The 18,734-nt window shown below is 74.2% G+C and carries 17 protein-coding genes and 1 pseudogene; 8 read left to right on the forward strand and 10 right to left on the reverse strand.

Translation table 11 applies throughout. The annotated features are described in order from the left end of the window. Nucleotides 1–58 precede the first annotated feature (58 nt). The 4 genes and pseudogenes from ACFY9V_RS26985 to ACFY9V_RS27000 all read right to left on the reverse strand — a co-directional run. Nucleotides 59–967: pseudogene (locus ACFY9V_RS26985) on the reverse strand (YihY/virulence factor BrkB family protein); the annotation flags it as partial. A gap of 10 nt (nt 968–977) precedes the next feature. Further along, nucleotides 978–1,418: a GtrA family protein gene (locus ACFY9V_RS26990; RefSeq protein ID WP_355336861.1), complete on the reverse strand. Its 441-nt coding sequence runs from the start codon at nt 1,416–1,418 to the stop codon at nt 978–980. Next, nucleotides 1,415–2,488: a decaprenyl-phosphate phosphoribosyltransferase gene (locus ACFY9V_RS26995; RefSeq protein ID WP_391163333.1), complete on the reverse strand. Its 1,074-nt coding sequence runs from the start codon at nt 2,486–2,488 to the stop codon at nt 1,415–1,417. The genes ACFY9V_RS26990 and ACFY9V_RS26995 overlap by 4 nt, the downstream gene beginning before the upstream one ends. After that, complete coding sequence (locus ACFY9V_RS27000; RefSeq protein WP_391163335.1) at nt 2,485–3,030, reverse strand: phosphatase PAP2 family protein; 546 nt, start codon at nt 3,028–3,030, stop codon at nt 2,485–2,487. Before ACFY9V_RS27000 ends, ACFY9V_RS26995 begins: the two co-directional genes overlap by 4 nt. A 224-nt stretch (nt 3,031–3,254) precedes the next feature. Here ACFY9V_RS27000 and ACFY9V_RS27005 point away from each other — a divergent pair, with 224 nt between their 5' ends. From ACFY9V_RS27005 to ACFY9V_RS27015, 3 genes are all read left to right on the forward strand, one after another. Beyond that, nucleotides 3,255–4,751 carry an FAD-binding protein gene (locus tag ACFY9V_RS27005; RefSeq protein WP_391163337.1) on the forward strand — a complete coding sequence of 499 codons (1,497 nt, stop codon included), beginning with the start codon at nt 3,255–3,257 and terminating at the stop codon, nt 4,749–4,751. Nucleotides 4,752–4,783: 32 nt separating this feature from the next. Further along, a complete protein-coding gene (locus ACFY9V_RS27010) occupies nt 4,784–5,539 on the forward strand; it encodes a decaprenylphospho-beta-D-erythro-pentofuranosid-2-ulose 2-reductase (protein WP_355336857.1) in 756 nt (251 codons plus the stop codon). Between the two features lie 91 nt (nt 5,540–5,630). Then, nucleotides 5,631–6,950 carry a GDSL-type esterase/lipase family protein gene (locus tag ACFY9V_RS27015; RefSeq protein ID WP_391163339.1) on the forward strand — a complete coding sequence of 440 codons (1,320 nt, stop codon included), beginning with the start codon at nt 5,631–5,633 and terminating at the stop codon, nt 6,948–6,950. A gap of 16 nt (nt 6,951–6,966) precedes the next feature. Here ACFY9V_RS27015 and ACFY9V_RS27020 read toward each other — a convergent pair whose 3' ends face one another. Next, a complete protein-coding gene (locus tag ACFY9V_RS27020; protein WP_355337201.1) occupies nt 6,967–7,851 on the reverse strand; it encodes a hypothetical protein in 885 nt (294 codons plus the stop codon). 494 nt (nt 7,852–8,345) lie between these two features. Further along, a complete protein-coding gene (gene rocD / locus ACFY9V_RS27025) occupies nt 8,346–9,530 on the reverse strand; it encodes an ornithine--oxo-acid transaminase (protein WP_355337199.1) in 1,185 nt (394 codons plus the stop codon). 226 nt (nt 9,531–9,756) lie between these two features. Here rocD and trpS point away from each other — a divergent pair, with 226 nt between their 5' ends. The 4 genes from trpS to hemC all read left to right on the forward strand — a co-directional run bounded on the left by trpS (nt 9,757) and on the right by hemC (nt 13,384). After that, nucleotides 9,757–10,770 carry a tryptophan--tRNA ligase gene (gene trpS / locus ACFY9V_RS27030; protein ID WP_391163341.1) on the forward strand — a complete coding sequence of 338 codons (1,014 nt, stop codon included), beginning with the start codon at nt 9,757–9,759 and terminating at the stop codon, nt 10,768–10,770. Between the two features lie 126 nt (nt 10,771–10,896). After that, complete coding sequence (locus ACFY9V_RS27035; protein WP_391163343.1) at nt 10,897–11,487, forward strand: 2'-5' RNA ligase family protein; 591 nt, start codon at nt 10,897–10,899, stop codon at nt 11,485–11,487. Nucleotides 11,488–11,658: 171 nt separating this feature from the next. Continuing rightward, nucleotides 11,659–12,288, forward strand: a complete 630-nt coding sequence (locus tag ACFY9V_RS27040; RefSeq protein WP_391163345.1) for an LUD domain-containing protein — start codon at nt 11,659–11,661, stop codon at nt 12,286–12,288. 148 nt (nt 12,289–12,436) lie between these two features. After that, entirely contained in the window at nt 12,437–13,384 is a 948-nt protein-coding gene (gene hemC, locus ACFY9V_RS27045) for a hydroxymethylbilane synthase (protein ID WP_391163346.1), read from the forward strand. A gap of 128 nt (nt 13,385–13,512) precedes the next feature. Here the strand turns inward: hemC and ACFY9V_RS27050 are convergent, their stop codons facing one another. Next, on the reverse strand, nt 13,513–13,995 hold the full coding sequence (locus ACFY9V_RS27050; RefSeq protein WP_391163348.1) for a carboxymuconolactone decarboxylase family protein: 483 nt from the start codon (nt 13,993–13,995) through the stop codon (nt 13,513–13,515). Between the two features lie 28 nt (nt 13,996–14,023). Here ACFY9V_RS27050 and ACFY9V_RS27055 point away from each other — a divergent pair, with 28 nt between their 5' ends. Then, entirely contained in the window at nt 14,024–15,511 is a 1,488-nt protein-coding gene (locus ACFY9V_RS27055) for an aminotransferase class I/II-fold pyridoxal phosphate-dependent enzyme (RefSeq protein WP_391163350.1), read from the forward strand. Nucleotides 15,512–15,538: 27 nt separating this feature from the next. On the opposite strand, the gene ACFY9V_RS27060 is transcribed toward ACFY9V_RS27055, so the two are convergent. The 3 genes from ACFY9V_RS27060 to ACFY9V_RS27070 all read right to left on the reverse strand — a co-directional run bounded on the left by ACFY9V_RS27060 (nt 15,539) and on the right by ACFY9V_RS27070 (nt 18,203). Continuing rightward, a complete protein-coding gene (locus ACFY9V_RS27060; protein ID WP_391163352.1) occupies nt 15,539–16,018 on the reverse strand; it encodes a GNAT family N-acetyltransferase in 480 nt (159 codons plus the stop codon). 63 nt (nt 16,019–16,081) lie between these two features. Next, complete coding sequence (locus tag ACFY9V_RS27065; RefSeq protein WP_355336849.1) at nt 16,082–17,071, reverse strand: malate dehydrogenase; 990 nt, start codon at nt 17,069–17,071, stop codon at nt 16,082–16,084. A 262-nt stretch (nt 17,072–17,333) separates the two neighbouring features. Continuing rightward, on the reverse strand, nt 17,334–18,203 hold the full coding sequence (locus ACFY9V_RS27070; RefSeq protein WP_391163354.1) for a helix-turn-helix domain-containing protein: 870 nt from the start codon (nt 18,201–18,203) through the stop codon (nt 17,334–17,336). Nucleotides 18,204–18,734: the final 531 nt, after the last annotated feature.

The following is an 18,734-nucleotide window of genomic DNA, read 5'->3' on the forward strand; positions in this document are numbered from 1 at the left end:
CCCGCGTGGCCCCGTGGACCTCGATCACCTCGACGACCTCCACGGTCTCGACGCCTTCCCCCGGTTCCCCGGCGGCGTCGCCGTCACCACCGTCCCCGCCGTCCTTCTCGGGCGGCGGCGCGTGCCTGGGCGTCGCCGTCCACGCGGCGCAGTACAGCAGCAGCTTCGCCATGAAGTTGATCCAGAGCAGCAGGGCGACCGGCGTACCGAAGGCGCCGTACACGTTCTTGCCCGCGACGCCCTGGAGGTAGCCGCTGAGCAGCACCTTCAGCAGTTCGAAGCCGACCGCGCCGATGAACGCCGCCTGGACCACGGCGCGGCGCGACGGTTCGACGCCCGGCAGCAGCGTCAGCAGGTAGGTCAGGATCAGGAAGTCGGCCAGGACGGCGATGCAGAAGCCGAGGACGGTCAGCAGCGCGCGGCCGGGGCCGTGGTCGGCGAGCCCGGCCTTGTGGACGGTCCAGTCGACGGCCGCGGTCGCGAAGCCGGAGGCGGCGAGCGAGAGCAGGGCCGCCGCGCCGAGGCCGAGCAGGATGCCGCCGTCGACCAGTTTGGCGACGACGGGGTTGCGCTCCTCGTCGTCCTTGTCCCAGACGGCGCGCAGGCAGTCGCGCAGCGAGCCGACCCAGCCGATACCGGTGAAGAGCAGCGCGGCACCGGCGATCCCGCCGATGGTCCCGGCGTTGGCGACCAGGCCGTTGATGTCGAGCTGGTCGGCGATGCCGGGGATCTGGTCGGAGATCTTGTGCTGGAGGGTGTCGAGCTGATGCTGCGACAGCAGCGCGGCGCCGATCGCCGCGACGACCGCGAGCAGCGGGAAGAGCGAGAGGAAGCTGGTGAAGGTCATCGCGGCGGCCAGCCGCGTCCAGTGGACGGTCTGGAGGTGCGCGAAGGCGCGCCAGCCGTGTGTCCGCATCGCCGCGGCGATGCGCGGGCCGATCCAGGGCAACCTTGTCAACCAGTCCATACCGGGGGGCCTACCCTCCCCCGGCCCGCGCAGTCCCGCGGAACACGAAGGTGCGGGTTCCCCAGAAGCGCAGCGCGGTCGCGAGAGCCATGCCGATCCCCGCGCCCGACACGACATCGGCGCGCGCACTGGCCAGCCCGAGCACGTAGTGGGATACGCCCAGACAGCCCAACTGCACGAGCGCGCCCGCCACGTTCACCGCGAAGAAGACGCCGTACTGCCGCGCCCTGCCGACCGCGGGGGTCCGGCCCCGGTAGGTCCCCAGCGCGTTGCCGAGATACGCCACCGTGCACCCGGCGAGGAACGACAGCGCCTTCGCCCCGATCGGCCCGAACCCGCCGGGGCCGCGCAGCCAGACGAACAGCCCGAGGTCGGCGGCGTAGGCGGCGCCGCCCGCGAGGGCGAAGCCGAGGACTTCCGAGCTCAGGCCCCGAGGGGAGCGCGCCCTCACCGGTTGACCGCCGCCAGGACGTAGAGGACGACCCAGGCCAGGGCGATGACGACCAGGGCGCGGTCGCGCAGGACGACGTCCTCGGGGGCGCCCGCGGAGCCCGCGTCGGCGAAGACGGCGTAGCGCAGGACGGAGAGGATGAAGGGGATCATCGAGAGCTGCCGCCAGGGGAGCCAGCCGTTGGGCGAGGCGCCGGTCTCCATCGACCACAGGCAGTAGGCGAGTACGGCGCCGCCCGCGGCGAGCTGCCAGACGAAGCGCAGGTAACCGGTGGTGTACGCGCCGAGGAGGGCGCGGGAGGCGCCGACCTCGGAGCCCTCCGAGTCCTCGGGCGGCGCGGGGGCCGCCGGGGCGGTGGCGTCCGGCTGGGGTCCGACCGTCGGGGCCGCGGGGGCCGCCGCCGTGGCCCGTTCGGCGAGCCGCGACATCAGGACGAGTTCGGAGTAGCGCTTGGCGGCGACCATGAACAGCGCGCCGAAGCCCGAGGTGATCAGGAACCAGCGGGACAGGTCGATGCCGAGGGCGAGGCCGCCCGCCATGGCGCGCATCAGGAAGCCGGTGGTGACGATGACGAGGTCGACGACCAGCATGTGCTTGAGCCACACGCAGTAGGCGAGCTGCATGACCACGTATCCGGCGAGCAGCCCGGCCGTGTCCGGGTTGCAGAGCACCCCGGCCGCCGCGGGCGCGAGGACCGCGAGGGTGCCGCCCGCGGCGTACGCGACCGGCACCGGGACCTGTCCGCAGGCCACCGGGCGGCGGCACTTGACGGGGTGGGCGCGGTCGGCGTCGGCGTCGCGGGCGTCGTTGATCAGATAGACGGCGGCGGAGCAGCCGGTGAAGAGCACGAAGACGACGGCGAGCTGGAGTACGGCGTGCGCGGACAGCAGGCGTCCGGCGGCCAGCGGCGCGGCCAGCACGAGGACGTTCTTGACCCACTGCCGGGGCCGGGCGGTCCGCACCAGACCGGCGGGCAGGCCCCGTACGGAGACCGGGGGCGGGAAGCGTCCGGCCGAGGGGACGGCGGTCGCCGGTACGTCGTCGATGAGCGCGGCGGTGCGTTCCGTCATGACGGCCGCCCTCCGCGCAGGGCCCAGTTCCGGCCGAGCCGGGCGGTGACGGCGCCGAGCAGCGCGCCGCAGGCCACGTCGCTCGGGTAGTGGACGCCGACGACCATCCGGGACACGCACATGGCGGCGGCGAGCGGCGGGAGCGGCGCGGCGAACGGTGCACGGGGCATCAGTGCCCCGAAGGCGACGACGGCTGCGGCGGCCGAGGTGGCGTGCGAGCTGGGGAAGCTGTGCTGTCCGGCGGTGCGGACCAGCGGTTCGGCGTCCGGCAGCACCGGGCGCGGGCGGCGGACGACCCGTTTGACGCCCATGCTCGCCGCGTGGGCCGCGCCGACCAGTGTGGTGGCGCGCAGCCAGGCGCCGCGGCGGCCGGGGTCGGCGCAGGCGCCGGCGAGACCGGCGGCCAGCCAGACCGCGCCGTGCTCGCCCGCCCAGGACAGCGCGCGGGCCGCGCCCGCGACGCGGGGGTCGGTGCCGCGGCGGCGCAGCGCGGCCAGCAGGTGGTGGTCCGCGCGTTCCGCGGCGGAGTCGGGGTAGCGCACTGGTCGGTACTCCCTCGCAGCGACGGCTCGTGACCCGGGGCCGCCACAGCTGGGCGACCGGCCGCCCCACCTGGGCGAATTGTCGGGTCATCACACTTGGACCCCGAGTGCTTACCGTGCGCGACGGCTCCTCACGCACCACCACTCACCCTTTTCAGTGAGAAAAGCCGCATAACGCACTATTCGTGATCTTTCGCACCACTCAGAGCGCTACGGTCACGGACATGCCTGTACCCTCCGCGACGACCGTCCCCGTCACCGGCGAGGGCCGCACCGCCGCCGACGCCTCGGCCGACCCCACCGACGCCTCGGCCGACCCCACCGCCGCCCCCCTCGATCGCGGCTCCGGCCCCGCCGACCTCCCCAGCCGCGTCGGCCCGGTCACCGGCTGGGGCCGCACCGCCCCCACCACCGCCCGCGTCCTGCGCCCCCTGACGTACGAGGCGGCCGTCGCGGCGGTCACCGGCAGCGACGGCCGCGGCGCCATCGCGCGGGGCCTGGGCCGGGCCTACGGGGACGCGGCGCAGAACGCGGGCGGCGCCGTCCTGGACATGACCGGACTCGACCGCGTCCACGAGATCGACGCCGTCAACGGCCTGGTCGTGTGCGACGCGGGCGTCTCGCTGCACCGCCTGATGGAGGTGCTGCTGCCGCTCGGCTGGTTCGTGCCCGTCACGCCCGGCACCCGCTATGTGACGGTCGGCGGCGCGATCGGCGCGGACATCCACGGCAAGAACCACCACGGCTCCGGGTCCTTCTCCCGCCATGTGCGCGCCATCGAACTGCTCACCGGTGACGGCGAGACCCGGCTGGTCACGCCCGAGGACGAGCCGGGCCTTTTCTGGGCGACGGCCGGCGGCATGGGCCTGACCGGCGTCATCCTGGCCGCGACCCTCCAGCTCCTGCCGGTCCAGACGTCGTTGATGACCGTGGACACCGAACGCGCCACCGACCTGGACGACCTGATGGCGCGGCTGACCGCGACCGACGACACGTACCGCTACTCGGTGGCCTGGATCGACCTGCTCGCGCGCGGCGCGAAGACCGGCCGCGCCGTCCTCACCCGCGGCGACCACGCCCCGCTCGACGCGCTGCCCGCCACGTCCCGCGCCCGCCGCGACCCGCTCGCCTTCCGCCCCGGACGGCTGCCCGCCGCCCCGCGCTTCGTCCCCGAGGGCTTGCTCGGCCGCACCAGCGTCGGCCTGTTCAACGAGTTCTGGTACCGCAGGGCCCCGCGCGAGCGGCGCGGCGAACTCCAGCGCCTGTCCGCCTTCTTCCACCCGCTGGACGGGCTGCCGCACTGGAACCGGATCTACGGCCGCAGCGGCTTCGTCCAGTACCAGTTCGTCGTCGGCCACGGCCAGGAGGAGGCGCTGCGGCGCATCGTCGGACGGATCGGCGCCCGCGGCTGCCCGTCCTTCCTCGCCGTGCTCAAGCGCTTCGGCGAGGGCGATCCCGGCTGGCTCTCCTTCCCGATGGCGGGCTGGACCCTCGCCCTCGACATCCCCGCCGCGCTCCCCGGCCTCGGCGCATTCCTCGACGAGCTGGACGAGGAGGTCGCGGAGGCGGGCGGCCGGGTCTACCTCGCCAAGGACGCGCGGCTGCGGCCCGAACTCCTGGCCCGGATGTACCCGCGCCTCGACGACTTCCGCACCCTGCGCGCCACGTACGACCCGCGCGGCGTGATCACGTCCGACCTCGCCCGCCGCCTGGCCCTCTAGGGCCCGCCGCCACAGCCTCGAAGGAGCTTCCCGTGAAGGACGCGTTCGGCGCCCCCCAGTCCCTGCTGATCCTCGGCGGCACCTCCGAGATCGCGCTGGCCACCGCCCGCCGCCTCATCGCCCGCCGCACCCGTACCGTCTATCTCGCGGGCCGCCCCTCCGAGGCGCTGGACGCCGCCGCGACGCAGTTGCGCGCGCTCGGCGCCGACGTCCACGCGGTCGGCTTCGACGCCCTCGACCCCGCCTCGCACGAGGAGGTCCTCGGCAAGCTCTTCACCGAGGGCGACATCGACATGGTGCTGCTCGCCTTCGGCGTCCTCGGCGACCAAGCCCGCGACGAGCAGGAACCGCTCTCGGCCGTCCACGTCGCCCAGGTCAACTACACCGGCGCCGTCTCCGCCTCCCTGGTCTGCGCGGGCGCCCTCCAGTCCCAGGGCCACGGCTCGCTGGTCGTGCTGTCCTCCGTGGCCGGCGAGCGCGCCCGCCGCGCCAACTTCATCTACGGCAGCAGCAAGGCCGGGCTCGACGCCTTCGCCCAGGGCCTCGGCGACGCCCTGCACGGGGCCGGCGTGCACGTCATGATCGTCCGCCCCGGCTTCGTCCGCACCAAGATGACCGCGGGGCGCGAAGAGGCCCCGCTGGCCACCACCCCCGAGGCCGTCGCGGTCGCCATCGAGACCGGGCTGCGCCGCCGCAGCGAAACGGTCTGGGTGCCCGGCACCCTGCGCGTCGTCATGTCGGCCCTGCGGCACGTCCCGAGGCCGCTCTTCCGCCGCCTGCCGGTCTGACCCGGCACCGGCTCCGCGGCGCGCCGTCGGCGGCGGGCGGCCGTGTCGTACGCTCCACAGACGGTGACACCGCGTTCCGGAGGAGGGGGCCATGGGGGCGACTCCCGCTGACGGGAGAGGACTTCGGGGCCGGCGGCTGCGGTGGCTGACCCCGCCGGTCGTGGCCTTCGCGTTCGTCGTCAGCTCCGTCTTCGCCGTCGCGGGCCTGTCCGGGACCGGTGCCAGGTCGGCCGTGCAGAGCGCGGCCCCGCCGCGGCCCGTGCTCACCCGGGTCGGCGCGTGGACGGCGGCCCTGGCGGGCGGCGGCCAGCGGGTCCGCCACCGCACGGTCCGCATGGTCGTGCACCCGACGATCGGCGGGACGGGCGTACGCGTGCGGCTGTCGAACCGGTACGGGACCGGGCCGCTGCCGGTCGGGGCCGTGGACGTGGCCGTCCAGGCGCACGGCGGCGACGCCGTACCCGGCACGCATCACACCGCGACGTTCTCCGGGGCGGGCGCCACGACGGTCCCGGCGGGGCGGGACGCGGCGACCGACCCCCTCGCGATGACCGTCAACGCGGACGAGAATCTGCTGGTCAGCGTCTACTTCCCCGGTGACGCGGGCGCGTCGGGGCGGCACTGGCTGGCCGCCGAGACCACGTACTACTCGGCGCCCGGCGACTTCGCCGCCGCCGACACCACCGCGCACTACCCCGTCTCGAACGGGGTCTGGTACTACCTCAGCGGTCTCGACGTGGAGTCCGCCACCGCCCGCGGCACCCTGGTCGCCTTCGGCGACTCCCTCACGGACGGCGCGGGTTCCAGCACGTCGGCCAACGCCCGCTGGCCCGACGTCCTCGCCCGGCGGCTGCGCGACCGGCCGGGCGGCCCGCTCCTCGGCGTCGTGGACGCGGGCCTGAGCGGCAACCGGGTGCTCACCGACACCGGCACCCGCTTCGGCACCAGCGCCCTGCACCGCTTCGCCCACGACGCCCTCGGCCAGCCCGGCGTCACGGCCGTGGTCCTGCTGGAGGGCATCAACGACATCAGCGTCGACCGCGGCCCGCACGGGCACCTCGCCGCGGCCGACCTCATCGACGCCTACCGCACCCTCATCCGCCAGGCGCACGCGGCGGGCGTACGGATCTACGGCGCGACCCTGCCGCCCTTCCAGGGCTCCCGCCCCTACACCCCCGCCGGTGAGCGGATCCGCGAGACCGTCAACCGCTGGATGCTCGGCGGCCACGCCTTCGACGCCGTCTTCGACCTGTCCGCCGCGCTGCGCGACCCCGCCCGGCCGCACCGCCTGTCCCCCGCCTACGACAGCGGCGACCACCTGCATCCCAACGACGCCGGTTACCGCGCGATGGCGAACGCGATCGATCTCCGTACGCTGACGGCTCCGCTGACGCCGCGCGCGGCGGGCTGAGCGTCCGTACCCCCGCTCACAGGCGGCTGGGGGTCGCCTCGTCCGTCGTGTTCTCCGCGTCCTCCCCCGGTGGGGCGACCTCGCCGAAGCGGGCCAGGGCCAGGGCGCCGACGACCGCGAGGGCGAAGCCCGCGACCGCGACCGGGGCCCAGCCGTGGCGGGTGCGGTCGCCGAGGGCCAGGACGCCGACGAGCGCGGGGCCGACGGTCTCGCCGATGACCATGCCCGCGGTGGCGGCCGTCACCGAGCCGCGCTGGAGGGCGGAGGTCAGCAGCAGGAAGGCGGCTCCGCCGCCGACGAGGAGGCCGTACACGGCCGGGTTGGTGAGCAGCGCCACCGGGGTCATGCCGTCGATGACGCGGACGGCGACCTCGACCACGCCGAAGCCGAGGCCCGCGCCGAGGCCCAGCGCCGCCGCGCGGGAGCGTTCGGGGAGGCGGCCGGCCGCCGTGCCCGCCGCGAGGACGGCGAGGGCCGTGGCCAGCGTGCCCCAGCGCAGCGCCGTGCCGCCGTGGTCCGCGCCGGCCCCCTCGCTGCCCGAGGCCATGCCCAGCAGCGCCAGGCCGCCGCACACCGCCGCGACCGCGCCCCACTCGCGCGGCGACAGCCGCGTGTCCAGCAGCCGCGCCGCCGCGACCGCCGTGACGGCCAGGCTCGCCGCCAGGGCCGCGCCCACCGCGTAGATCGGCAGCGACCTCAGCGCGACCAGTTCGAGCGCGAAGCCCACGCCGTCGAGGCCCAGGCCCGCCACGTAGCGCCACTCGCGCAGGGCCCTGCCCAGCAGCCGCGCGTCGACCGCCGAGCCCGAGCCTCCGCCCGGCTCCGCCGCCGCCCGCGCCGCCACTGCTTGCAGCACGGACGCCACCCCGAAACACACGGCCGCGCCCAGCGCACACACCATTCCCAGAAGCACGCCACTGACTCTAGGGCGTCCAGCACCCCGGGCCCCGCCCCGAGCGCTTCCTCCGCCGCGGACGGCGAGCCGTCCCTTCCCACCGGCCGGTGGCCGCAAGCCCACCGAATCGCCCCTCCCGGGCCCGGCGGTGACCCGCACGCACGTCGTGGCATGTCGCGCAGTTCCCCGCGCCCCTCAAAAAACCGGCCCACCCCCCGGACGAAGGACGACCCGCCCCGCCAGGGGCGCGGGGAACTGCGCGGCCAGCCCCCACCGGGCCGGTAGCCCGAAGCCAACCGAATTGCCCCTCCGGGCCCGGTGGTGACCTGCGGCAGCAATGTGGCTGAGCGCGCAGTTCCCCGCGCCCCTCAAAAGATCGGCCCACCCCCGGACGAAAGACGGCCCAGCCCGCCAGGGGCGCGGGGAACTGCGCGGCCAGCCCCCACCGGCGGGTGGTCCGGAGAGGAGGGAACCGCCCCCGCCGGCGGGAGGGGGGAAGGTCAGGCGGAGAGGACCGTGCGGAGTTGGGTGAGGCCCCAGTCGAGGTCGTCCTTGGAGATGGTGAGCGGCGGCGCCAGCCGAATGGTGCTGCCGTGGGTGTCCTTGGCGAGAACCCCGAGCGCCATGAGCCGCTCGGAGATCTCGCGGCCGGTCCCCACGGCGGGATCGATGTCGACCCCGGCCCACAGCCCGCGCCCGCGCACCTCGGTGACCTTGCCGGAGCCGGTGAGGAGGGCGAGCTCGCGGTGCAGGTGGTCACCGAGTTCGGCGGCGCGCTCCTGGTACTCCCCGGTGCGCAGCATGGCGAGGACTTCGAGCCCGACGGCGCAGGCCAGCGGGTTCCCGCCGAAGGTGGACCCGTGTTCGCCGGGCCGGTAGACGCCGAGGACGTCGCGGGAGGAGACCACGGCCGAGACGGGCACGACGCCGCCGCCGAGCGCCTTGCCGAGGACGTACATGTCGGGGACGACGTCCTCGTGCTCGCAGGCGAAGGTGCGGCCGGTCCTGCCGAGGCCGGACTGGATCTCGTCGGCGATGAAGAGCGCCCCGCGCTCGGCGGTGACCCGGCGCACCCCGGCGAGATAGCCGGGCGGCGGCACGAGGACGCCCGCCTCGCCCTGGATCGGCTCCAGCAGCACGGCGACGGTCTCGTCGTCCACGGCCGCTTCGAGCGCGGCGAGGTCGCCGTAGGGGACGGTCACGAAGCCGGGGGTGTACGGGCCGAAGTCCGCCCGCGCCTCGGGGTCGGTGGAGAAGCTGACGATCGTGGTGGTGCGCCCGTGGAAGTTGCCGGCCGCGACGACGATCCTGGCCCGGCCGTCCGGTACGCCCTTGACCCGGTAGCCCCACTTGCGCGCCGTTTTCACGGCGGTCTCCACTGCTTCGGCTCCGGTGTTCATCGGCAGCACCATCTCCATGCCGCACAGCTCGGCGAGCCGCGTACAGAAGTCCGCGAAGCGGTCGTGGTGGAAGGCGCGGGAGGTCAGCGTGACCCGGTCGAGCTGCGCCTTGGCCGCCGCGATCAGCCGGGGGTTGGCGTGGCCGAAGTTCAGCGCCGAGTAGCCCGCGAGCATGTCGAGGTAGCGGCGGCCCTCGACGTCGGTCATCCACGCGCCTTCGGCCGTGGCGACCACGACGGGGAGCGGGTGGTAATTGTGCGCGCTGTGCGCCTCGGCGGCGGCGATCCGCTCACCGGTGGTGCCGGTGGTACCTGCGGTGCCGGAAGGACCTGCGGTGGTGGTGGTCACGTGCGTTCTCCGTTCGTTGTACGTCGGAGGCCAGGGCGAAGGGGCGGGGTGACGCCCCTTTCTATCGTCGCTCGCCGCGATCACGGCGAAACCTCACCGACGGCGGCCAGTGGTGTCCACCAGGGGTATGGGAGCGGGGTCACCACCTGAGAGAATGATGGACATGGCAACAGATCGCCCGCGCGCGCTTTCCGGTATCCAGCCCACCGCCGGTTCGTTCCACCTGGGGAACTACCTGGGGGCGATCCGCCAGTACGTGGCGCTCCAGGAGACGCACGACGCCTTCTACATGGTGGTCGACCTGCACGCGATCACCGTGCCGCAGGACCCGGCCGAGCTGCGGGCGAACACGCGGCTGGCCGCCGCCCAGCTCCTGGCCGCCGGGCTCGACCCGGACCGCTGCACGCTGTTCATCCAGAGCCATGTGCCCGAGCACGCCCAGCTCGGCTGGGTGATGAACTGCCTGACCGGCTTCGGTGAGGCGTCCCGGATGACGCAGTTCAAGGACAAGTCGGCCAAGCAGGGCGCGGACCGCTCGACGGTCGGCCTGTTCACGTATCCGATCCTCCAGGTCGCGGACATCCTGCTGTACCAGGCGGACGCGGTGCCGGTCGGCGAGGACCAGCGGCAGCACATCGAGCTGACCCGGGACCTGGCGGAGCGGTTCAACACGCGCTTCGGCCCGACCTTCACCATCCCGGCGCCGCACATCGTGCGGGAGGTCGCGAAGATCTACGACCTCCAGGACCCGACGGCCAAGATGAGCAAGTCGGCGGCGTCGCCGAAGGGCCTGGTCAATCTGCTGGACGAGCCGAGGACGTCGGCGAAGAAGTTCCGCAGCGCGGTGACGGACACCGGCACGGTCGTCAAATATGACGAAAAAGACAAGCCGGGCATCAGCAATCTGCTCACGATTCACTCCGCGCTCACCGGTACCGGAATTCCGGAACTCGAGGAGCGGTACGAGGGCAAGGGCTACGGTGCGCTGAAGACCGACCTCGCGGAGATCTTCGTGGAGTGGGTCACACCGTTCCGTGAGCGTACGCAGGAGTATCTGGGGGACCCGGAGACGTTGGACGCGGTGCTGGCGAAGGGTGCCGAGAAGGCGCGCGCCGTGGCGGCGGAGACGCTGGCCGGGGCGTACGACCGGGTCGGGTTCCTGCCCGCCAAGCACTGAGTACGGTACGGGGCGGTACCGAGGACGATTTTTCTGCTCTCGCATGATTGTCCCGCATGATGGCTGTATGACCATGCGGGGTCATCGCGCGGGGGTGACCACGCGGCCGGCTGAACGGGGAAAGGGGTGAGCGCAGTGGGGACCTCCACGACCACCACGATCGGCGTGTCCATCGCGGTCCCGGAGCCGTACGGGCGCCTGCTCCAGGAGCGGCGCGCCGGTTTCGGCGATCCGGCGGCGTACGCGATCCCCACCCACGTCACGCTGCTGCCGCCCACCGAGGTCGACTGCGGCGCGCTTCCGGCGCTGCGCCGCCACCTCGCGCAGGTCGCCGCCGACGGCCGCCCCTTCCTGATGCGGCTGCACGGCACGGACACCTTCCGGCCGCTCTCCCCCGTGGTCTACGTCCGCCTCGCCGACGGCGGCGACGCCTGCGCCCAGCTCCAGGAGCAGGTCCGCTCGGGACCCGTCTCCCGCGAGCTCCAGTTCCCATACCACCCGCACGTCACGGTCGCCCACGGCATCCCCGACCCCGCCATGGACCTGGCCCAGTCCGAGCTCGCCACCTTCTCCGCCGCCTGGACCGCGATCAGCTTCGCCCTCTACGAGCAGGGCGAGGACGGCGTCTGGCGCAAGATGCGCGAGTACCCCTTCGGCCGTGAGGGCCTCTCGGCCGTCCCGCACCAGCAGTCCGCCAAGGCCGCGACGCGGCTGTAACGGCGCCGCGGGGGCGGCCCGGCCGCGACTCCTGCCGCGCTTCGACCGCGCTTCGGCCGTAAGCCGTCCCCGTCGGTCACATTCGGCCGCTTCCGTGCGACACATCAGCGCACCGCCCACCCACGGGCGGTGCGCTGATTCGTCAGGTCGGGCAGAAAGCCGGGAGTGATCATGGGTACGCGGACATCGGCCGTCACGTTCACGGAAGCGGTGGCGGCGGAGCGGCTGGAGCGGGCGGCGGAGGCTCTGGTGCTGCACGGCTTCGACGCGGAGATCCTCGACGACGTGGCCGCCGCGCGGGTCCGGGTGGGCGAGCTGATCCCGCCGGGCGCGAGCGTGTTCACCGGGGCCAGCGAGACGCTGCGGCTGTCCGGGATCGAGGAGGACATCAACGGGAGCGGGCGGTACGAGGCGGTCAAGCCGCGCGTGCTGGCCATGGACCGGGCGAGCGAGGCGGACGCGATCCGGCGGGCGCTGGCCGCTCCGGACGTCAGCGTCGGGAGCGTCGCCGCCGTCACCGAGACGGGGTCGCTGGTGATCGCGTCGGGCAGCGGGAGCCAGTTGCCCGGGTACGCGGGCGGGGCGGGGCGCGCGATCTGGGTGGTGGGCGCGCAGAAGGTCGTGCCGGACCTGGAGACGGCGCTGCGCCGGGTGGAGGAGCACTGCCTGCCGCTGGAGAGCGCCAGGACCATGGAGGTGCACGGCTGGCCGAGCACCGTGAACCGCCTCCTGGTCCTCAACGCGGAGTACGTGCCGGGGCGCGGCACCGTATTGCTGCTCCGCGAGCCCATCGGCTTCTGAGGCACCGCCCGTTGACGGCCGCTCCACGGCCGGTTGACGGCCGGTCCCCTGTCGGTCCCCTGGCGCGCGGTATTGCCGACAACGTGTGTGCAAAAGGAGGTGGCGGCCGGGTTTAGGGTGAAGCGGAAACGCTTGGAGGCATGGGCAATTGGCGAATGTAAAGCAGGGCCGTTGCATTGTCGGATCGCGCGGGAGCGACCTCGCCAGGGCGCAAGTGCGTGAATATCTGGCGCCGTTGAGGGAGCGGTTTCCCGAGGTGACCTTCAGGCATCGGGTGATCGTGGAGGGCGGCGACCGCGACCGGCGCTCACCGCTGGCCAACGTGTCGGCGGTGAGCGGCGGTTCGGCGTTCAGCACGGAGCAGGAGGCCGCGCTGGCGCGCGGTGACGTGGATGTGGTCGTCCACTCCCTCAAGGACCTGCCGACGTCGAATCCGCCGGGCCTGACCCTGTTGCCGCCGCCGGGGCGGGAGGACGTGGCCGACGCGCTGTGCGGGGCGACACTCGCCGGGCTGCCGGAGGGGGCCAGGGTCGGTACGGGGGCGGCCCGCCGGATCGGCCAGCTCCTCGCCGTACGCCCTGACGTGCGGATCGTGCCGATTCGCGGCAACGTACCGCCGCGCCTGGAGAAGCTGGCGACCGAGGGGCTGGACGCGGTCGTGCTGGCCCTGGCGGGCCTGCGCCGCCTCGGTCTCGACGGCGCTGTGAGCGAGGTGCTGCCGCTCGACCTCTTCCCGCCGAGTCCGGGCCAGGGCGCCCTCGGCATCCAGATCCGCGCGGACGACACCGCCGTACGCGACCTGCTCGCCTGCGCGGGTGACGCCTCCGTCGACGCGCGGGTCCGCGCCGAACGCGCGTTCCTCGCCGAATTGCACGGCGGGTGCAGCGTCCCGGTCGGGGGTTACGCCGAATTGGACCCGGCCGGAAATCTACGGCTGTTCGGACAGGTCACGTCTCTCGACGGCAGGACGCAGATTTCCGCCACCGTCAGCGGTCCGGCGCAGCGGCCGGAAAGGCTCGGAAGGGAATTGGCCGCGGAACTCGTCGCGCGGGGCGCCCATTCCCTGCTCGACGCGGCGCGCCACCCCGACGCGTGACGCGACCGGCGCCGTACCGCCGCCCGGCGCGTGACCTGACCGGCGGCCGTACCGCCGCCCCGCGCGTGACCTGACCGGCGGCCGTACCGCCGCCCCGCGCGTGACCTGACCGGCGGCCGTACCGCGCCTTACGCGCGGACCGCCGGGGACATCCGGCAGGAGACGCCGATCCGGTTCCAGGCGTTCATGGTGACGCACATGGCCAGGAGGCGGGGGAATTCGTCGGCGTCGAAGAGCCGGGCCGCCTCGTCGAAGACGGCGTCGGGGACGCCGTGGTCACCGAGGTGGGTGACGGCCTCGGCCAGGGCGAGGGCGGCGCGCTCGCGGGCGGTGAAGAAGGGCGTCTCGCGCCAGACGGTGACGCCGTACAGCTTCTGCTCGGTGAGGCCGAGGGCGCGGGCGTCGGCGCTGTGCTTGTCGACGCAGTAGGCGCAGCCGTTGAGCTGGGAGACGCGGACGCGGACGAGTTCGCGGACGGCGGGGTCGAGGCCGCGGGCGGCGGCCTTGTCGAGGGCGGCCATGGCCGCGTAGAAGTCGGGGGCCTTGTCGTTGAGGTCGATCCGGCGCGTGGGCGCGGGAACGGTAGCGGTGTCGTCGGTCGTCGTCGTCATGCCTCCACCGTAGGAGGAAAGTGGCTCCATGCCGTGGTCCACTTGGAGCATGAACGACTGGGCCACTCGCGGTGAGCGCGCCGCCGACTACGACCTGCTGCTCGACCTCCCCGCCGCGCGGGCCGCGGCGGGCGGCGGCGCGCGGGCCGGTCTTGAGCGGGCCCTGCGCGAGGCCGTGCGCGACGGCCGCCTCTCCCCCGGTACCCGCCTGCCGTCCAGCCGGGTGCTGGCCGGGGATCTGGGCCTCGCGCGCAACACGGTCGCGGACGCGTACGCGCAGCTCGTCGCCGAGGGGTGGCTGACCGCGCGGCAGGGCTCGGGCACGACGGTGGCGCCGCGCCCGGCCGCGGTCCCCGGCCGGGCGGAGCGCGCCCCCGTGCGCCGTACGCCCGTCGCCCCGGTCGAGCTGGTGCCGGACAACGCGACCGGCCTCCCGTACAGCCTGTGGCCCGGCTCGCCCGACCTGTCGTCCTTTCCGCGCGCCGCGTGGTCGGCGGCGGCGCGGCGGGCGCTGGCGGCGGCGCCGAACGAGGCGTTCGGGTACACCGACCCGCGCGGGCGGCCGGAGTTGCGGGCGGCGCTGAGCACGTATCTCGCGCGGGTGCGCGGGGTGCGGACCGACCCGGAGCACCTGATGATCTGCACGGGGTACGTGCAGGGCGTCGGTCTGCTGGCGCGCGCGCTGTACGGCCGGGGCGCCCGCCGGATCGCCGTCGAGGCGCTGGGCTTCCCGGACACCCGAACGCTGCTGCGCACGGCGGGACTTGAGACGGTGCCGCTGGACGTGGACGACGACGGGGCGCGGGTGGACCGCCTGGACGGCTCGGCGCAGGCGGTGCTGCTGACCCCCGCGCACCAGTTCCCGACCGGTGTGCCGCTGTCCCCCGGGCGCCGGACGGCCGTCACGGGGTGGGCGCGGAGCACCGGCGCGGTGATCCTGGAGGACGACTACGACGGGGAGTTCCGCTACGACCGGCAGCCCGTCGGCGCCCTCCAGGGCCTCGCGCCCGGACACGTCGTGTACGCGGGCACGGCCAGCAAGAGCCTCGCGCCGGGCCTGCGGCTGGCGTGGCTCGCGCTGCCCCCGCACCTGCTGGACGCGGTCGTGCGCGAGAAGCGGATGGCCGACCACCACTCGCCGGTGCTCGACCAGTTGACCCTCGCCGAATTCATCGGATCGGGCGCGTACGACCGCCACGTACGCCGCATGCGCCTGCACTACCGCGCCCGCCGCGACCGCCTGGTGGCGGCCCTGGCCGAACACGCCCCCCACGTCCGGGTCTCCGGCATCGCCGCGGGCCTGCACGCCGTACTCGAACTCCCCCCGGAGACCGGCCCGTTGCAAGCCCTCGTGGACCGCGCCCACGCCCTCGGCCTGGCCCTCAGCGGCCTCCCCGTCTACGGCGCCCCCACCGCCCACGCCCCCACTTCCCTCGTCATCGGCTACGCCACACCCCCCGACCACGCCTTCTCCGGCGCCCTCTCCCGCCTGTGCGAGGTCCTGTCGCCCGGGTAAGTGGGCCGGCGGAGACGGGAGTCGAGGTCAGGCGGAGAGGGTGAGCAGGACTTCGTCGATGTCCTCACCGCGGGCGTTCGCGAAGCCGCGGTCGGTGCCGGTGGGGTGGAAGCCGCATTTGCGCAGAACGCGGATCGAGCCGGGGTTGTCGGCGGCGGCCCGGGCGTGCAGGGGGCGTTCGGGGGCGACGGCGAGGAGTTGGCGGAGGGCGGCGGTGGCGGCGCCGCGACCCCAGAACTCGCGGCCGATCCAGTACGTGACCTCGCGCTCCTCGGGCGGGCCGTAGACGGCGGCGTGGCCGACGACCGTACCGTCGGAGGCGGCGACGACCGTGCGGTTGACGACGCCGGGGGTGGCGCGGACGCGGGCCCAGTGGGCGTGGAAGCGGGCGCTGTCCGACGGGTCCTCGGCGGTGAACGCGGCCATCCGTACCGCCTCGGGGTCCTGCATCTGAAGGAAGAAGACGGGCAGGTCCGAGTCGCGTACCTCGCGCAGGATGACGTCCATGGGGCAAACGTAAGGGGCCCCGCACCAGGGCGGGACCCCTTACCGACGGAAAAGAGGCGGGACTCAGATGAGGCCCAGCTCGCGCACGGCGGCGCGCTCCTCTTCCAGCTCCTTCACGGACGCGTCGATGCGCGCGCGCGAGAACTCGTTGATCTCCAGGCCCTGGACGATCTCGAAGGCGCCGTTCTTCGTGGTGACCGGGAAGGACGAGATGAGACCGGCCGGGACGCCGTAGGAGCCGTCGGAGACGATGCCCATGGAGGTCCAGTTGCCCTCCGCGGTGCCGTTGACCCAGGTGTGGACGTGGTCGAGGGCGGCCGACGCGGCGGAGGCGGCGGAGGACGCGCCGCGCGCCTCGATGATCGCGGCGCCGCGCTTGGCGACGGTCGGGATGAAGGTGTCGGCCAGCCACTGCTCGTCGTTGACGACCTCGGCGGCGTTCTTGCCCGCGACCTCGGCGTGGAAGATGTCGGGGTACTGGGTCGCCGAGTGGTTGCCCCAGATGGTGAGCCGCTTGATCTCCGAGACCGGCACGCCGGTCTTCTTCGCGAGCTGCGCGACCGCGCGGTTGTGGTCCAGGCGGGTCATCGCGGTGAAGCGCTCGGCCGGTACGTCGGGGGCGGCGGACTGCGCGATGAGCGCGTTGGTGTTCGCCGGGTTGCCGACGACCAGGACCTTGATGTCGTCGGCCGCGTGGTCGTTGATGGCCTTGCCCTGCGGCTTGAAGATGCCGCCGTTGGCCTCCAGCAGGTCGCCGCGCTCCATGCCCTTGGTGCGGGGGCGGGCGCCGACCAGCAGCGCGACGTTCGCGCCGTCGAAGGCCACGTTCGGGTCGTCGGTGATGTCGATGCCCTGGAGGAGCGGGAAGGCGGCGTCGTCCAGCTCCATCGCGGTCCCCTCCGCGGCCTTCAGGCCCTGGGGGATCTCCAGCAGACGGAGCCTCACCGGCACGTCCGCGCCGAGCAGGTGGCCCGAGGCGATGCGGAAGAGGAGGGCGTAGCCGATCTGGCCTGCCGCTCCGGTGACGGTGACGTTGACGGGGGTGCGAGTCATTGCCTTCTCCTGGCCTTTTCCTGCGGGTACCTGGCATTGCCGCCCCGGCAGTGGCCCGAGCGGCCCCGGAACGTGACTCTCTCGTCGTCAAGAGAGCCGTCTGTCAGGCTATCGCGCGGCGGCGCCGCCGGTGACGCGAGGGCGTGTGGCCCCGGTCACCGGGAAGGCCGCCGGGTGACGTTCCCGTGCCGCGCGGGACCCGCGTCCGCGGGTTTGCGCGGTGCGCCGCGGGTCCGCGCGGTGCGCCGCGGGTCCGCGCGTCTCAGCCCTGGCCGCCCAGGCAGAGGTTGACGACGAGCAGGCCGAGGCACAGGCCGCCGCGGCCGGTGGCGGTCGCGGTCGGGGACGGCGGACCGGTGGGCGTATCCGTAGGAGAAACGGTTCCTCCGGACGCGGGCGCCGAAGGGGACCCGGTATCGGTCGGTACGGTGCCGGGAGCGCCGCCGCCCGGCGCGCTGCCGGGACCCGCGCCGTGGGTGGCCGTGGCACCGGGTGTTCCCGGCGGACCGGCGGACGGGGAGCCGTCGCCCGTCATCACCGTCACCGAGGGCTCGGCCGCGGGGGCGGTTCTTCCCGGCGTGCCGCCCGTGCCGGGCGACGTACGGGGCGCCGCGCCCTTCGCTCCCGGCGTCAGCGGCGCGCCCGCCCGGTCGGTCACCGTCGGCGCCGCCTCGGGCGCCGGGGCCCGCCCGGTGCTCGGGCCCGCCGCGAGCAGCACCGTCACCGCCGCGCCGATCGCCAGCACCCCCGCCGTGCCGAACAGCAGCGCCCTGCGGCGGCGGTTGCCCGGCAGACCCTCCTCCGCGCCCAGCGGGTCCAGCGGATCGGGATGCGGTACGGGTTTGCCCCGGCCCCTGTCGCCGGTGCCGGTCGCGGCCTTCTCCGCCAGCTTCCACAGCGCGCCGACCCGGTCGTAGTCCGCGCCGCTCGCCTGCGCCAGCACCTCCACCGCGTCCAGCGGCGGCAGTTGCCTGCCGTTGAGGTACTTCTCCCACGACTCCGCGGACTGCGCCGTGCGCGCCGCCAGCGCCGGGACTGTCAGGCCGCCGCGGTCCTTCATCCGGCGTAACTGCACGGCCAGCCGCCGCACATCCACCGGAATCCGCTCCGCCAACGGCTCCCACTGCCCCATCGTGCCCCCTATCTCAACGAGTCCCCCGCCGGGGGCAACGCTAGAACGGGTGTCCCCTTGTCGGGTGGACTTTCCGGACAGCGTCCCCGAACTCGTCCGGACCTGCTATCAGCGGGCCGCCCAGGGGGATGCGCCCCGTCAGGGGCGCGGGGAACTGCGCGGCCAGCCCCCACCGGCCGGTGGTCCGGGGACAACCGGGGTGCCCCGCCGGGACCGGTGGTGACCTGCGCGAGCGCCGTGGCAGGCCGCGCAGTTCCCCGCGCCCCCAAAAAGACCGGCCCGCCACCCATGCAAAAGGGGCCCCGCCCCGCCAGGGGCGCGAGGAACTGCGCGAGCAACCCACCACCGGCCGGTGGCCGGGAAACAACCGGGCTGCCCTGCCGGGGCCGGTGGCGACCTAAGCGGAGCGCCCACGCGGCGGCAGCCGCAGATCAGACACAGCCCCGCGCCCCTCAAAAGACCGGCCCGCCCCCCATACGAAAGAGGGCCCGCCCCGCCAGGGGCGCGAGGAACTGCGCGAGCAACCCACCA

This window comes from Streptomyces sp. NPDC008317 (genome assembly GCF_042955955.1).
Lineage (GTDB): Bacteria > Actinomycetota > Actinomycetes > Streptomycetales > Streptomycetaceae > Actinacidiphila.